A 14463-nucleotide genomic window follows, 5' to 3' on the forward strand; every position below is an offset into this window, starting at 1 on the left:
CTGTTAGTTCTCGAGGATCTCGAAGCCCTTGTAGCCGGCGGCGGCCACGTCGGCGATGATCTGGCCGTACACCCCGAAGCCCCCGACGAAGGGCATGAACACTCGCGGCTTGCCCGCAATGTTGGCACCCATGTACCACGAGTTCGCTTGCGGCATCAGGGTTTCTTCCGCCCGTCGCGCGCACTCACTGCCCCATTCGGCTGCCGCGTCGCGGCGTGCCTCGAGCCCGACGGCGTCGTGAGTCGCCAGGTATCCGATCGCGTCGGCGACCCAGTTCACGTGTAGCTCCGAGTGCAGCGCCATGTTGGCTAGCACCGAGGGGCTGCCGGGCCCGGTCATGTTGAACAGGTTCGGGAAACCCGGCACGGCCAGGCCGAGGTACGTCACCGGACCCTCGGCCCAGGCGTGTTTGAGTGTCTCGCCGCCCCGGCCGACGATGCTCACCTTGTCGAGCGACCCGGTCATCGCGTCGAACCCGGTCGCGAAGACCAGTGCATCCAGTTCGTAGTGGGCGTCGCAGGTGTGTACGCCTGCCGCGTCGATCCGCTCGATCGGCGTGGCGCGCAGGTTCACCAGGCTCACGTTGTCGCGGTTGAAGGTCTGGTAGTAGTTGTCGTCGGTGCAGATCCGTTTGGTGCCGATCGGGTGGTCGTTGGGAATCAACAGCTCGGCGGTCTTCGGGTCGTCGATCACCGCGCGCACTTTTTCTTCCCAGAACTTTCGCGCGGTCTCGTTGGCCTCGATGGTCACCATCTGGTCGGCGAATGTCTTGGAAAACAGCACGCCGCCGAGCTCCCACCGTCGTTGGTACGCCTCCCGGAGTTCCTCGGGAGAGGCCTCGACCGCCAACTTCGGATGTGGTTGATGAGGTGAGCCGCCGCCGCTGGCCATCGACAGTCGCCGACGCTCGGCGTAGCCGGCCTTCTGCGCCCGCCGAGTGGCGTCGTCGAGCGGCACGTTGCCGGCCGGGACGCTGTAGTTCGCGGTCCGCTGGAACACGACCAGCTGCGCGGCCTGTTGGGCGATGCACGGAATCGCTTGAATGCCAGAGGATCCGGTGCCGATCACGCCCACCCGTTTGCCGGTGAAATCCACACCCTCGTGCGGCCAGCGCGCGGTGTGGTACACCTCGCCGGCGAACGACTCCAGTCCCTCGATCGCCGGGATGTTCGCTGTGGACAGCGGACCGACGGCCAGCACGCAGAACCGGGCGGACACCACATCGCCGGCGTCCGTGTGAACGTTCCATCGCAGCGCGGCCTCGTCGAGGACCATGTCGGTGACCCGGGTGTTGAACTTGATGTGGCGTCTCAGGTCGAACCGGTCGGCGACGTGGTTGAGGTAGGACAGGATTTCGGGCTGGGTTGCGTATTTTTCGCTCCAGTTCCAGTCCTGTTGCAGATCGTCGTCGAAGGAGTACGAGTAGTCCACGCTCTCGACGTCGCAGCGCGCGCCCGGATAGCGGTTCCAGTACCACACACCCCCTACGCCGTCGGCCGCTTCGAACGCCTGCACCGACAGGCCGTCGCGGTGGAACCGGTGCACGGCATAGAGGCCCGCGAATCCGGCGCCGACCACCACCGCGTCGACAGTCTGGGTCATGCGCAGTGACGGTACGAGCCGCACGGCTGCCCTGACAGCGATTGTCTCGCTGGGCGGGAAAAGCGGGTCGGCACCTGTCCGGATGTGGTTGTGTGCACGAGACCCCCTCAACGAGTCCGGGAGTTGTGGATGTGAAGTCAGACCGGTTGGCCTCTGTGACCGCCATCGTCACCGGCGGTTCGCGCGGTCTCGGGGCGGCGTTCGCCCGCCACATCGTCTCGCACGGAGGCAAAGTGGTGGTCGCCGATCTGCTCGACGACGAGGGCGCGCGGCTGGTCGACGAGCTCGGCGTGTCCGCCCGCTATGTGCATCTCGATGTCACCGACGCCGCGCAGTGGGCGTCGGCGGTCGCGTTCACGGTCGCCGAATTCGGTGCGCTCACCGGCCTGGTGAACAACGCCGGAGTGGCGACCGGCCAGTTCGTCGAGCACGAACCCGTCGAGCACTTCCGCAGCGTGCTGGAGGTCAACCTGGTGGGGGTGTTCAACGGGATACAGGCCGTGATCGCACCGATGCGGGCGGCCGGCGGCGGTTCGATCGTCAACATCTCGTCGTCGGCCGGGCTGTTCGGGCTCGCCCTCACTGCGGGATACGGCGCCTCGAAGTGGGGTGTGCGAGGGCTGACCAAGATCGCCGCGGTGGAACTCGGCACCGACCGGATCAGGGTCAACTCGGTGCACCCCGGCATGACCTATACCCCGATGACGGCGCAGGTGGGCATCCAGCCGGGTGAGGGCAACTATCCGAACACCCCGTTGGCGCGCGTCGGTATGCCCGACGAAATTGCCGGGGCGGTGGGATATTTGCTGTCTGACGAGGCCACCTATGTCACCGGCGCGGAGATCGCCGTCGACGGTGGCTGGACCGCGGGTCCCACCGTGAAATATGTTATGGGACAGTGATTTCGACCGACGGGAGTTGAGATGAAGCGCCTGGACCGCCACCGGATCCTGGTGACCGGCGCCGCGTCGGGGATCGGCCGGGCCACCGCGCTGCGACTGCTGGACGAGGGTGCCGCGGTGGTCGGCGCGGATGTCGCGGCCGACGGTCTGCAGAAGACGGTCGCACAGGCGCAGGAGAGCGGCACCGCTGACCGGCTGATCACTGTGGAGATGAACATCGGTGACGAGAGTTCGGTGGTCGCTGGTGTGCGATCCGCAATCGACGCGCTCGGCGGGCTGGACTCACTGGTCAACGCGGCCGGCATCCTGCGTGCCTCGCACACCCACGACATGACGCTGGAGTTGTGGAATGAAATCGTCGCCGTCAACCTCACCGGCACGTTCCTGGTGGTCCGCGAGGCGCTGCCGGCGCTGCTGGAAAACCCGCGCAGCGCGATCGTGAACTTCAGCTCGACGTCGGCGAGCTTCGCGCATCCCTACATGGCGGCCTACGCCGCCAGCAAGGGCGGTGTCCAGTCGTTCACCCACGCGCTGGCCCTCGAGTACGGCAAGCAGGGTTTGCGTGCGGTGTGTGTGGCGCCGGGCAGCATCAAATCTCAGATCACCGACACGACAGCCGGATACCTGCCGCCAGACTCCGACTGGTCGCTGTTGGCCAAGCTGTCGCCGATCTTGCCCACTTCGCTGGAGTCCAGTGGCGCCCCGATGGCCGACCCCGTGGCGGTGGCCGGGGTGATCGCGATGCTGGTGTCCGACGACGGCGCCTTCATCACCGGGACCGAGATCCGCATCGACGGCGGAACCCACGCATGACGCTGAACATCAGCCGCGAGGGAACCCTTCGCGAAATCGCCACCGACGCCGGAGTGTTGCGCTACCACGAGGCCGGTGACGGTCCTCCGCTGCTGATGTTGCACGGCTCCGGTCCCGGTGTGACGGGTTGGCGCAATTTCCGGGGTGTGCTTCCCGCTTTCGCCGAGCATTTCTGTTGCCGGATCCTGGAATTCCCGGGTTTCGGGGTCAGCGACGACTTCGGCGGCCACCCGATGCTCACCGCTTTCGACGCCCTGGTCCGGTTCGTCGATGCACTCGGCCTGGACACCGTCGACATCGTCGGCAACTCGATGGGCGGCGGCGTCGCGGTCAGCTATGCCATCGCGCACCCCGACAAGGTGCGCCGGCTGGTGACCATCGGCGGTATCGGCCGCAACGTCTTCAGCCCGGGGCCGCCGGAAGGCATCAGGTTGTTGCAAGACTTCACCGAGGAGCCCACGCGCGAGCGGCTGATCCAGTGGCTGAATTCGATGGTGTACCACCCGGATACGGTGACCGAGGAACTCATCGAGGAACGCTGGCGCGACGCCACCGCGCCCGAGACGCTCGCTGCTGCGCGGCGGATGTACGGGAAGGCGGCGTTTGCGCAGATGGTCGCGGCCATGGAGTCCTCGAAGGCGCCGCAGCCGTGGGCGATGATGCACCGGATCAAAGCGCCGATGTTGATCACCTGGGGCCGCGACGATCGGGTGAGTCCGCTGGACATGGCGCTGATCCCGATGCGCACGGCCCCGAACGCCGAGCTCCACGTGTTCCCGAACTGCGGGCACTGGACCATGATCGAGGCCAAGGAAGCCTTCGAGAGCACGGTGCTGGCGTTCCTGCTTCGTGCGGACAGCGCCTGAACATGACGTGGGAGGCCGGCGATGTCGGCTGGTGACGTGGCGACGTCGATGGTGGCGCGGGTTGCGCTGATCATGAACGTGTTCGACGAACCGGGCAGGCGTTTGCGCTTGGACCAGGTGGTCAGCCGCACCGGCCTGCCCCGATCCTCCGTCCACCGGATCCTCAGGCAGTTGGAATCCGCGGGGCTGTTTCAACGTCGCCCGGACGGATACTGCTTGGCGGCCTCCCCGCTGCCGCGAACACAGATGGTCGATCACTCCCAGCTGCGTGGCGCTGCGTCCCGCACGCTCGAGCGCCTGCACGCGGACACCGGGCTGGTGGTTCATCTCGGGGTGCTGCTCGGTAAAGACGTGGTCTATCTGGACAAGGTCGCCGGGCGCAGCGGGGTTTTGGTACCGACCCGCGTCGCGGGCCACACCCCGGCGCACGCCAGCGCGCTGGGCAAAGCAATGCTGGCGCAACTTCCCGCCGAAGAAGTGGATGCGGTCATTGGCGAACGCCTCGAGAAACGCACCCCGGCCACGATCACTAACCTGGCGACATTGCACCGAGAACTCGCGCGCATTCGGTCAAGGCATGGATTGGCTTACGACACTGAGGAATTGGCGATCGGTCTGTGCAGCGTCGCAGCGCCCATCCGGACTTCCGATGGCGAGGTTGCGGGTCTGTCGCTAACGGGGGCGGTCCCGACGCACCGGCTGCAGCGAACCGCTCCGTTCGTGCTGCGCGCCGCCCGGCGCATTTCCCAGCAGTTGGGCGGAACCGATCTCGAGGCGGTCGCCGGTCCGCAACCCACCGCAACCGATACCGACAGCATGCTGTCGCGTGTCCTTCGCACCCTGACATCCGACGCGTGGGTCTGATCGGGTACGCGCAGCTCACAAGATGAACGCGTCGACTTTCAGCCCGAATGCGAACTGGCCCACCACCGACAGCACCCGTTCGACGTCGTTGGCGACGTGCATGTGCGCGGTTCGTACGTCGCGCCACACCCGCTCCACCAATTCGGCGTCGACATCCGGCTCGAACAACCGAATCGCCGTCATCGCACGCTCGAACGCCAGCACCTGGTCTCGGCGTGACCGCAGCATCAATTCCTCCTCGGGGCCGGCGTCGAGACGGGCGCAGGCCATGAGCTCGGCCACATTGCGGCGCATTTGAAGGACCGACAATTCCAAGTCGGCCTCGGCCATCGCGACGGCGCTCAGCGGGTGCCTGACTTTGGCACGCCGTGCGGCCAGCACGCCCAGCGCAGCGCCGAGAACCGGCGCAGTTCCGGTGTGGGTGTACAAGATTGGCTGCGGAAGCCGGTACAGCGGGGCAAGCCTGCTCCGCTGGTCGGGGGTGACCCATCCGAACGTGCGATGGCCCGGCACGGTCGCACCGGCGACCACGACATCGTGTGCACCAATTCCGCGTAGTCCCAACCCGTTCCAATTCGGCTCAATCGCGTAATCATGTCGTGGCACCAGGGCGACTACGAAATCTTGGGCAGCGCCGTCATCTCCGACGACCAATGCGCCGGCCATCAGCCACGCGGCGTGATCGACGCCCGTGCAATGGCTCCAGTGTCCCGACAGGCGAAAGCCGCCGTTCACGCGCTCCAACCGCCCGGTCGGGGCGTACGACGCGCAGACCAACGCCCGCCGGTCGGAATCCCAGACGTCGTGCTGCGCTCGTTTGTCGAACAGCGCGAGATGCCAGGTGCTGACCCCGAGCATCCCGGCCAACCAGCCCGTGGACATGCACGCCGCCGATATCTCGCGCGTGGCCGCCAGATAATCGTCCGGTTCGACTTCCAGTCCGCCGAACGACGTCGGCTGCAGCATCGAGAAGAAGCCGGCGTCTTGCAGAGCCGCGATGATGCCGGGATCGACTGCGCGGTTTCGATCGACGTCGGCGGCGGACTCGGCGATCGCGGGAAGCAGCCCACGGACCGCAGCCAGCGCACTTTCGGTCATGGCCATCGCCCTCCGCACTATGGATACCATCATTGCGTCCCGAGGAGGTCTGCATGGCCGAACCGTCCGGTGTCGCGCGCGAGATACTCGACGTGGTGATGCGGATGGCCGCCCGCCATCTCGGTGAGCCTGCGTTTGGCGACGAATTGACCGCAGGATTGCGGGACTCGGGTGCGTGGCGGATGCTGCAGCCGGTCCAATACGGCGGGCACGCAGTGGATCCCGGGGAGTTCGTCTCGGTGGTCGGCGCGCTCGCCGCGATCGACGGATCGGCGGGCTGGCTCTGCGCAATGTTCAACGTGGCGGCCTACCACGTTGCCGGCCTGCCGAGTGGGGCGGCCGACGAGGTTTGGGACTCCGGTGGCCGGTCACTGGTCACCGCCGGCTATCGGACGGAGGGGCAACTGGTTCGCGGTGCCGTAGGTCCGCGGCTGACGGGACGGTGGACCTCGCTTGCCGGCTCCGACCTCGCGGACTGGTTGTTGCTGACCGCAGCAGACGACGATCGGCGCTGCTGCGTGCTGGTGCCGCGACAAGAGGTCGAACTCGAAGCCGCCGCAAGCCCAAACGGGCTGCGGGCGGCCGGAATCTACGATGTAAGGGTCTCCGCGTTGCCGGTCGGCGAGCAGCGAATCTTCCAAAGCCTTTGCGAGAAAGCGGAATCCGATACCAAGGTGGCGGTCCCGGTGATGGTCGGCGCCGGCGCGGCTGCGGCCGTGGTTGGAGCGGCCGAGGGTGTCTGGCGGGTACACGTCGACCAGGTGCGTGAACGACTCGCCGCCTCCTACGGCAACGAAGAGGTGACCGACCGGGTGTCGTCGACCGTGCAGGTGGCCCGGGTGGCCTCCGACATCGACGCCGCCAAGCTGCAACTCGCAGCAACACTGCAGGCCGAAAGTCGCCGCGCCGCGGGGGCGGGCCAGCGGCAGGCGGTCGTTCGGGCCCGCGACAGCGCCGACCGGCTGCTGGGTAGCAGCCGGCGGCACGCGCTGGATGCATCAGACCCGGTGACCCGCCTCTGGCAGGACGTCCACGCCGGCTGCCGCCTCACCCTTAGCCTGCTCGACGGTCTCGACCGCGGCTGACGCCCGCTCGGCCAGCTCGGCGAGTGCCCTCGGCAGGCCGTCCGCGATTTCCCACGGATCGGCCACATGGTCACCACAGGTGAGCACGCCGATGGTCATCCTGTCCGCGTAGCTCCAACCGGTGAAGTTCAGACCCATCGGGAACACCAGCGGGCCGGTCGAGATCAGCTGTTCGATCGGCGCTCCGCCCCAATAGAGCCGCCGCTGCGGCCCCCGCATGTTCGAGGCGATCAGGCTGAACGTCGGTCGGTGGCTCATCCGTTCACCGACGAGCGGCAACGCGCGGGAATAGAACCAGAACAGCGGCCAGTACTCCATCCAGTCGTGCTGGAGCAGGGCATCTCGTTCGGCCTGCACCTCGCGGGCCGTTCGGGTGGCCGCGGCAATCGCGGTCAGGCGTTCGACGGGATCGGCGATGTCGGTGGCAAGCAGGACGTTCCACCGCGCGACATGATTGCCCCACTCGATCTCGGCACCGGGCGGTCGCATGGATACCGGCACTACCGCGGTCAACGTTTCGGCGGGCAGATCTCCGCGCCGCGCCAGGAACTCGCGAAGGGCCCCGCTGCAGCACGCCAAGAACACGTCATTCACGTTGACGCCCAAGGTTTTTGCCACCTGTTTGATCGTTTGCAGATCGCAGCTGTGGTAGGCGAACCGGCGATCGGGGGTCAGCGGCGCGTTGAACCGGGCCCCCGGCGCGGCGAATGCGGCGGCATAGCCCGGCTTGCCGGCTTTTTGGCGGCGCCGGATGGTGCGGGTGACGCGCGCGGTGCGGGCGATGATGCGGGGGAAGCCGATCAGCGCGGCGAGCTGATGCCGCACAACCAGCGGGAGCCAGATCCAGGACGCCGGCCGTCGGTCGTTCGGCAATGGTGTGACCCTCGGCTCGGGCAAGCGAGCCTCGGGGTCGGCGCTGTACATGGTCTCGAGGAGACGGAGCGAGGCCATGCCGTCGGCGACGGCATGGTGAATCTTCAAGACCAGCGCGATCCGCCCGTCGGCCAGGCCGTCGACGTACCACATCTGCCATGGCAGGCGGCTGCGATCGAGTCGGGGCTCGACGATCGCGCTGATCGCCGCCGCAAGTTCCCGATCGCCTCCCGGCGCCGCGGCGGCGACCCGCCTGACGTGGTAGTCGATGTCGAGCCGAGGCCGCGAGATCCACCACGGCCGACCGATCGGCAGTCGCGGCATCAGCAGTTGCCACTGCAAGGGTTCGATGCGATCGACCATGCCCTGCACCGCGACTTTCACGCGCTCGAACGTGAGCGGCACATGGCCCCGGGCCGGGTCGCACACGATCGCCTTGATCGTGTGCTGCGGTTGCACGTCGCTTTCCCATGCAAGAAAACTGTTGTCTTCGCCCTTCAAACGCCGCATATCTCACCTCATTCGTGGGTGCCGCCCTGCGGGCAGCGCGTGGCATGAGTCACTTCTACGCGGGCAATGTGGGCGGAAAGACAACTTGTCTCGTCCAGCGAGACTCGGCCGTGGTCATCGCATGCGGCCGCCTTACGTTTCGCTGCATGAAGCGGTTGCAACGACTCAGGGTGACTGCCCGCAGCATCAAGGTGCTGCGCGAGGCCGGATTGTCCGGAGGTCTCGTGGACGGGATCAGGTCCGCGACGCTGGTGCGCAAGTTCGGGGGTTTCGCCGGAGTTATCGAGGCCGCGGCGGTGAAGAACACCGACGCCGTTGCCATCAGCGACGAATTCGGTGACGTGACGTTCGCCGAACTCAACGGGCGGGTCAACGCGCTGGCCCGGGCGTGGACGGCGCGGCGGATCGGCCCCGGCGACGTCATCGCGATGATGTGCCGTGATCACCGCGGACTGATCACGGTGCTCGCGGCGGCCAACAAAATCGGTGCCCGGCTGCTGCTGCTGAACACAGGGTTCGCCAAGCCCCAGCTGGCCGACGTTGCGCGGCGCGAACGCGTGTCCGTTCTGGTGTACGACGACGAGTTCGCCGAACTGCTCGAGGCCATCGATCCGAGCGTGCGTCGATTTGTCAGCCATCGAACCTCCGGCGCACAACGAGGCATCGACGCGTCGCTCGAGGAGTTGATCCGGTCGACATCCACCGCTCCCGTTGCGCCGCCGGACATACCCGGCGGTCTGACGCTGCTGACCAGCGGCACGACCGGCACACCGAAGGGCGCACCACGCGGCAAGACCTCGCCGCTGTTCTCCGCACAGCTGCTGGATCGGGTGCCCCGGCGGCGCAACGAAACCTGCATGCTGGCCGCACCGATCTTTCACGGCACCGGACTGGGACAGGCTGTCCTGTCGCTGGCCTTGGGGAACCGGCTGGTACTGCGCCGCAAGTTCGATCCTGAAGCGACGCTGCAGGCCGTCGAATCGTATCGGTGCAACGTGCTCGTTGTCGTACCCACCATGTTGCAGCGAATCTTGGTGCTGTCCAAAGATATTCGCGACCGCTACGATACGTCGTCGCTGCGGATCGTCTTCGTTTCGGGGTCGGCTATGCCGCCAGATTTGGTTCGCCGCGCGCTGGACGAGTTCGGTCCGGTGCTCTACAACCTCTACGGCTCAACCGAACTCGCGGTCATGACCGTCGCCATGCCCGAGGATCTGCTGCACGATCCCCGCACGGCCGGGCGGCCACCGGTGGGTTGCGCCGTCCGGTTATACGACGCGCAGGGCAAGCAGATCACCGCACCGGGAGAAATCGGCCGCATCTTTGCCGGCAGCAATATCAGCTTTTCCGGCTACACCGACGGCAGGACGAAGGACGTCATCGACGGCCTGCTCAGCAGCGGCGACGTCGGTCACTTCGACGAGACGGGCCGGCTCTACGTCGACGGCCGCGACGACGACATGGTGGTCTCCGGCGGCGAGAACGTCTATCCGCTCGAGGTGGAGAACCTGATCTGTGGCCACCCCGAGGTGGCCGAAGCCGCGGTGCTCGGGGTCGACGATCCCGACTTCGGCCAACGTCTCAAGGCGTATGTGGTCCGCGTCGAGGGCTCCACCGTCGACGCCGAGGGCGTCAAGGACTACGTGCGGGCGAACCTGGCCCGTTACAAGGTGCCCCGGGAGGTCGAATTTCTCGACGTACTTCCGCGCAACGCCACCGGCAAGCTGCTGCGCGGCCAGCTGACAGGCGGCGGAGTCAAATGACGGACACCGAAGGCATGCAGCGCGAAGTTGCGGCGAGGATGAGCGCGGCGTTCGCGTCGATCGCCGCCGGGAACGGGAACGCAACCGAAGTTCGCGCCAGCCTGCGGGCAAGCCGGCGGCCCGCAATCCCGGTACCGGTGAGACGGGTCGAGGAGCGCAGCATTGCGGGTCCGGGCGGTGAGTTGCGGCTGCGGATCTACTTTCCGTTGAATACCGACACATCCAACGGCGGGCCGCCGGTGCTGATCTATTTCCACGGCGGCGGTTTCGTGCTGTGCGACCTCGATTCTCACGACTCGTGTTGCCGTCGGCTCGCCAATGGTATTGGGGCGGTGGTTGTTTCGGTCGATTACCGACTGGCTCCGGAGTTCCCTTTCCCGGCTGCGGTGGAGGACGCGTGGGCCGCTACCGAGTGGGTGGCGGCCCATGTGGGCGAACTCGACGGTGACCCGGCGCGACTCGTGGTCGCAGGTGACAGTGCCGGCGGCAACCTTGCCGCCGTGGTGGCCATGATCGCCCGCGATCGCGGCGGTCCGCCGATCGCGTTCCAGCTGCTGATCTACCCCGTCGTCGACCAGCGCCGAAAGTCCTCGGCGACAAGCCCGCACACCGAAAGCGGAGTCCTCACCGCTGCGCACATGCAGTGGTTCACTGAGCAATATCTCGGGCGTGAAGGCGACCGGACGAGTGTGCTGGCGTCCCCGATCCTCGGCGAATTCGGCGAACTCCCACCGGCGCACGTCGTCACCGGCGATTTGGACCCGTTGTGCGAGGAGGGCGAGGAATTTGCGGGGCGGCTTCGTGGCGCAGGGGTGCCGGCCACGGTACGACGCTACGAGCAGGGGTTTCACGGCTTCTTCAATCTGGCCGACCATCTGCCACTTGCCCGGCAAGCCAGCGACGAGGTGTGCGCCGTACTGCGTGATGCGCTGAGCCGCAAGGGTTCCCAAGGCCGACCAGCACCGAAAGGCCCGTCATGCAATTGAGCAACACCCGCGCGTTGGTCACCGGCGCGAGCCGCGGATTGGGAAAGAGTATCGCCGAGGTACTGGCCCGGCGTGGCGCCGACGTCGCGCTGGTGGCACGCAGCGGGGACTCGCTGGCGGTGCTGGCAAAAGAGCTGGACGGCAAGGCGTATCCGACCGACTTGTGCGACCCCGACGCCGTCGAGAAACTGGTCGACCGGGTCGAAGCCGACGGCCCGGTGGACGTGCTCGTCAACAATGCCGGAATCGACCATGTGGGCCGCTTCCCCGAGGCCGGCGCACAACAAGTGCGTGACCTCCTGCAGGTCAACCTGGCCGCGCCGATGGAGCTCTGCCGTCAGTTGATGCCCCGTATGGTGCTAAGGGGACGCGGTCATATCGTCAATGTGTCGTCGCTCGGAGCCATCTCGCAGGGGCCCGGGGTGACCTTGTACGGCACCTCCAAAGCCGGGCTCAGCCATTTCACGGCGGGGATCCGTTCGGAATTGCGGGGCAAACCGGTGGGAACCACACTCGTGCAGCTGGGTGAGGTCAAGACCGACATGATCGACCACATCCGAGAATTCGGCCCGGCCCGTCGCACCATCGAGCGGTCCATCAAATGGCGCATGATTCCGCCGTCAGCCCTGGAACCCGAGGTCGTCGCCATCGCGATCGCCGACGCGATCGAGCGCAACCGCAGGCATGTGATCCTGCCGCGGCAGATCGTGCCGATGGCCAAGTTCACCGAGTTCCCACGCCGGGTCTCGGAAATCATGCTCACCGGCATCGACCAGGACAGCGACTGACAATGGCCGCGAACCGGACGTCGGTAGACCTGTCGGGAAAGGTCGCGATCATCACCGGGGCGGCGCGCGGGCAAGGCGCGGCCGAGGCCCGATTGTTCGCCTCCCTGGGCGCCCGGGTCGTGCTGACCGACATTCTCGCCGACGAGGGCGGGCGGGTTGCCTCCTCGATCGGCGCGGCGGCCCGTTTCGTCCGTCACGACGTCGGCGACGAGCGTGGTTGGGCGGCAACGGTTAACACCGCCATCACGGAGTTCGGCTGTGTCGACGTCCTCGTCAACAACGCGGCGATCTGCGATGTCCATCCGCTTGCCGATCAGAGCCTCGACAGTTTCGAGCGAATGCTGCGGGTCAATCTCATCGGCGCATTTCTGGGTATCCAGGCGGTGGTGGAGCCGATGAAGGCGGCCGGCGGCGGGTCGATCATCAACGTGTCTTCGCAAGCTGGGCTGCAGGGCCTTGCCGGCTACGGCGCCTACGGCGCGTCGAAATGGGGGCTGCGCGGCATGTCCAAGGTCGCCGCAATCGAGTTGGGCGCCTTCGGTATTCGGGTCAACTCCGTCCACCCGGGGATGATCGATACTCCGATGGTCGCGCATCTCGACGTCGAGCGCGGGCCCGGCGGGCACCCGGGCGCGCCGCTGACCCGAGTCGGAACACCGGAGGAGGTTGCCGACGTCGTCGCCTTCCTGGCCTCGGACGCATCCTCGTATATCACGGGGGCCGAGTTGGCCGTCGACGGCGGCGCCAGCGCCGGCAGGATACCGACTACGGCAGGTGCACGCTGACGCTTAGTTGACGCAGGGCACGCCGCCGCCGTCGATCGGTGCGCCCCGGTCGGGGGTGGGCTCGGTGCTGCTGGTGGTGGTGTGCGAGCCGTGATACGACCCGGCCACCGTCGAGGCTGTGCTCGTGTCGTCCTGGGACGGCATGGAGTAGTCGTCGCCGACAAAGACTTGAATGTGGTCGGCGCTCAGCGCGGAGTCGCTGTGCTCGGCAACGTCGCCGCCCAGCAGCGCCGCGATGGCCTGCGCATCGGATTTGGCGCCGGAACCGTACTCGACGGTTGTCGAGCTCGGTTCGCCATACTCGCGGTCGCGCACGGTGCCGGCGGTATAACCCTTCTGGCTCAGCGTCTTTGACACCTTGGTGGCGAGTCCCGAGGTGCTGCTGGCATTGACCACGTCGACCACGGTGGACGGGTTCGGTGCCGTGGTCGACGTGGTGGCGGGTGCGCTGGTGCCGAACGCAGTTGCCACCTCGGCCTTGATTGCCCTGGGGTCGACGATGTTGACGTCTTGGCCGTCGATGTTGTCGTAGCGCACTACCGGCAGCGTCCGGTATTCGACGTTGCCGCCGGCCAGAGCGCCCATCCGCCGGAACAGGTTCTCGTCCCAACCCGCCGACAGCACAACGTCTTTGCGCGCCACCGCCATCAAACCCTTCAGCTTGGCCAAGTCGGTGAATGTGCCCGAATCCTGCAGCTGGTGCATGACCGACGACAGGAACGCCTGCTGGCGGTGAGTGCGGTCCAGATCGCCGTTTTCCAGACCGTGACGCTGCCGCACGAACGCCAGCGCCTGTTCGGCATCGAGGGTCTGGCGGCCGGCAGGGAAGTCGGCACCCGAATACGAGTCGTACACGGCGTGTTTCAGGCACACCTGGACGCCGCCGAGGCTTTCGGTCAGGTCGTAGAAGCCGGCCAGGTTGACCTCGGCGAAGTAGTCGATCGGGACGCCGGTCAGATTTCGCACCGCCCGCAGTGTCGCCGAGCGGCCCGCCTCGCGGCCCTTGGTCTCGAGTTCTTTCTGATTGCTCACGCCTTTGTCCATGAGCTTCTGCTCGGTGTAGGCCTTGGTGAGCCCGTACGCTTCCTTGATCTTGATGTGGTCGTAGCCCGGAACGCCGCTGAACGGCACATAGTCGTCGCGGGGGATCGAGAAGGCGGCGACTTTGTCGTCGGCGCCGACGTGCACCAGGATCAGCGTGTTGGTGTTGTAGCCGCCGTCTTCGGAATCACCGGCGTGCAGGTGCTTCAGGACCGCCCAGGGCAGCTCGTTGCCGTCCTGGTCTTTGCGGGAATCCAGACCGATCAGCAGGATGTTCATCGCGCCGCCGCTGGAATGCGGATCCTCCGAACGCAGCGCCTGAGAAACGGTGATGCCGCCCAGCATGCCGTGCGCCATCCACCAGCCCGCGCCGGTGGCTGCCACTGCCAGTACCGCAGCCAGCGCCATGCCGCCGCGGGCCAGGCGCCGGCGGATCTGCCATGGTTTCGCACGGCGGTGCTTGCCGCCGGATCGGTTCACCACAATC

At 66.7% G+C, this 14463-nt stretch carries 13 protein-coding genes; 9 read left to right on the forward strand and 4 right to left on the reverse strand.

The window, feature by feature from the left end; translation table 11 throughout:
* Positions 1-3: 3 nt before the first annotated feature.
* Complete coding sequence (locus AWC14_RS12905; protein ID WP_045377402.1) at positions 4-1602, reverse strand: flavin-containing monooxygenase; 1599 nt, start codon at positions 1600-1602, stop codon at positions 4-6.
* Between the two features lie 125 nt (positions 1603-1727).
* Between AWC14_RS12905 and AWC14_RS12910 the strand changes: the two genes are divergently transcribed.
* From AWC14_RS12910 to AWC14_RS12925, 4 genes are read left to right on the forward strand one after another with little or no spacing between them, the layout of a single operon-like run.
* Positions 1728-2504, forward strand: a complete 777-nt coding sequence (locus AWC14_RS12910; protein WP_045377186.1) for an SDR family oxidoreductase — start codon at positions 1728-1730, stop codon at positions 2502-2504.
* A 21-nt stretch (positions 2505-2525) separates the two neighbouring features.
* Positions 2526-3317, forward strand: a complete 792-nt coding sequence (locus AWC14_RS12915) for an SDR family NAD(P)-dependent oxidoreductase (RefSeq protein WP_045377183.1) — start codon at positions 2526-2528, stop codon at positions 3315-3317.
* Positions 3314-4183, forward strand: coding sequence for an alpha/beta fold hydrolase (locus tag AWC14_RS12920; protein ID WP_045377179.1), 870 nt, complete (start codon positions 3314-3316; stop codon positions 4181-4183). Before AWC14_RS12915 ends, AWC14_RS12920 begins: the two co-directional genes overlap by 4 nt.
* Before the next feature lie 21 nt (positions 4184-4204).
* Positions 4205-5047, forward strand: coding sequence for an IclR family transcriptional regulator (locus AWC14_RS12925; protein ID WP_045377176.1), 843 nt, complete (start codon positions 4205-4207; stop codon positions 5045-5047).
* Between the two features lie 15 nt (positions 5048-5062).
* Here the strand turns inward: AWC14_RS12925 and AWC14_RS12930 are convergent, their stop codons facing one another.
* The gene (locus tag AWC14_RS12930; RefSeq protein WP_045377400.1) at positions 5063-6145 is read right to left on the reverse strand and encodes an acyl-CoA dehydrogenase family protein; all 1083 of its coding nucleotides are present in this window, start codon (positions 6143-6145) and stop codon (positions 5063-5065) included.
* A 53-nt stretch (positions 6146-6198) separates the two neighbouring features.
* Between AWC14_RS12930 and AWC14_RS12935 the strand changes: the two genes are divergently transcribed.
* Positions 6199-7230, forward strand: coding sequence for an acyl-CoA dehydrogenase family protein (locus AWC14_RS12935; protein WP_045377173.1), 1032 nt, complete (start codon positions 6199-6201; stop codon positions 7228-7230).
* On the opposite strand, the gene AWC14_RS12940 is transcribed toward AWC14_RS12935, so the two are convergent.
* Complete coding sequence (locus AWC14_RS12940; RefSeq protein WP_045377170.1) at positions 7144-8613, reverse strand: wax ester/triacylglycerol synthase family O-acyltransferase; 1470 nt, start codon at positions 8611-8613, stop codon at positions 7144-7146. The genes AWC14_RS12935 and AWC14_RS12940 overlap by 87 nt on opposite strands.
* Before the next feature lie 146 nt (positions 8614-8759).
* On the opposite strand from AWC14_RS12940, the gene AWC14_RS12945 reads away from it, so the two are divergent.
* Genes AWC14_RS12945 through AWC14_RS12960 form a run of 4 tightly spaced genes read left to right on the forward strand, consistent with a single transcriptional unit; the run spans position 8760 to position 12935 of the window.
* Positions 8760-10376 (forward strand): AMP-binding protein, encoded by a 1617-nt coding sequence (locus AWC14_RS12945; RefSeq protein ID WP_045377167.1) that lies wholly within the window; start codon positions 8760-8762, stop codon positions 10374-10376.
* A complete protein-coding gene (locus AWC14_RS12950; RefSeq protein ID WP_052425555.1) occupies positions 10373-11362 on the forward strand; it encodes an alpha/beta hydrolase in 990 nt (329 codons plus the stop codon). The genes AWC14_RS12945 and AWC14_RS12950 overlap by 4 nt, the downstream gene beginning before the upstream one ends.
* On the forward strand, positions 11353-12150 hold the full coding sequence (locus AWC14_RS12955; protein WP_057003332.1) for an SDR family NAD(P)-dependent oxidoreductase: 798 nt from the start codon (positions 11353-11355) through the stop codon (positions 12148-12150). Before AWC14_RS12950 ends, AWC14_RS12955 begins: the two co-directional genes overlap by 10 nt.
* A gap of 2 nt (positions 12151-12152) precedes the next feature.
* The gene (locus AWC14_RS12960) at positions 12153-12935 is read left to right on the forward strand and encodes a glucose 1-dehydrogenase (protein ID WP_045377161.1); all 783 of its coding nucleotides are present in this window, start codon (positions 12153-12155) and stop codon (positions 12933-12935) included.
* Between the two features lie 3 nt (positions 12936-12938).
* Here AWC14_RS12960 and AWC14_RS12965 read toward each other — a convergent pair whose 3' ends face one another.
* Positions 12939-14459, reverse strand: coding sequence for an LCP family protein (locus tag AWC14_RS12965; RefSeq protein WP_045377158.1), 1521 nt, complete (start codon positions 14457-14459; stop codon positions 12939-12941).
* Positions 14460-14463: the final 4 nt, after the last annotated feature.

Source organism: Mycobacterium kyorinense (assembly GCF_002101735.1).
GTDB lineage: Bacteria > Actinomycetota > Actinomycetes > Mycobacteriales > Mycobacteriaceae > Mycobacterium > Mycobacterium kyorinense.

Bases quoted from the DNA above. Each gene is read 5' to 3' on its own strand.
- AWC14_RS12905 (WP_045377402.1), bottom strand. From the start codon at position 1,602: ATGACCCAGACTGTCGACGCGGTGGTGGTCGGCGCCGGATTCGCGGGC.
- AWC14_RS12915 (WP_045377183.1), top strand. From the start codon at position 2,526: ATGAAGCGCCTGGACCGCCACCGGATCCTGGTGACCGGCGCCGCGTCG.
- AWC14_RS12920 (WP_045377179.1), top strand. From the start codon at position 3,314: ATGACGCTGAACATCAGCCGCGAGGGAACCCTTCGCGAAATCGCCACC.
- AWC14_RS12925 (WP_045377176.1), top strand. From the start codon at position 4,205: ATGTCGGCTGGTGACGTGGCGACGTCGATGGTGGCGCGGGTTGCGCTG.
- AWC14_RS12930 (WP_045377400.1), bottom strand. From the start codon at position 6,145: ATGACCGAAAGTGCGCTGGCTGCGGTCCGTGGGCTGCTTCCCGCGATC.
- AWC14_RS12935 (WP_045377173.1), top strand. From the start codon at position 6,199: ATGGCCGAACCGTCCGGTGTCGCGCGCGAGATACTCGACGTGGTGATG.
- AWC14_RS12940 (WP_045377170.1), bottom strand. From the start codon at position 8,613: ATGCGGCGTTTGAAGGGCGAAGACAACAGTTTTCTTGCATGGGAAAGC.
- AWC14_RS12945 (WP_045377167.1), top strand. From the start codon at position 8,760: ATGAAGCGGTTGCAACGACTCAGGGTGACTGCCCGCAGCATCAAGGTG.
- AWC14_RS12950 (WP_052425555.1), top strand. From the start codon at position 10,373: ATGACGGACACCGAAGGCATGCAGCGCGAAGTTGCGGCGAGGATGAGC.
- AWC14_RS12955 (WP_057003332.1), top strand. From the start codon at position 11,353: ATGCAATTGAGCAACACCCGCGCGTTGGTCACCGGCGCGAGCCGCGGA.
- AWC14_RS12960 (WP_045377161.1), top strand. From the start codon at position 12,153: ATGGCCGCGAACCGGACGTCGGTAGACCTGTCGGGAAAGGTCGCGATC.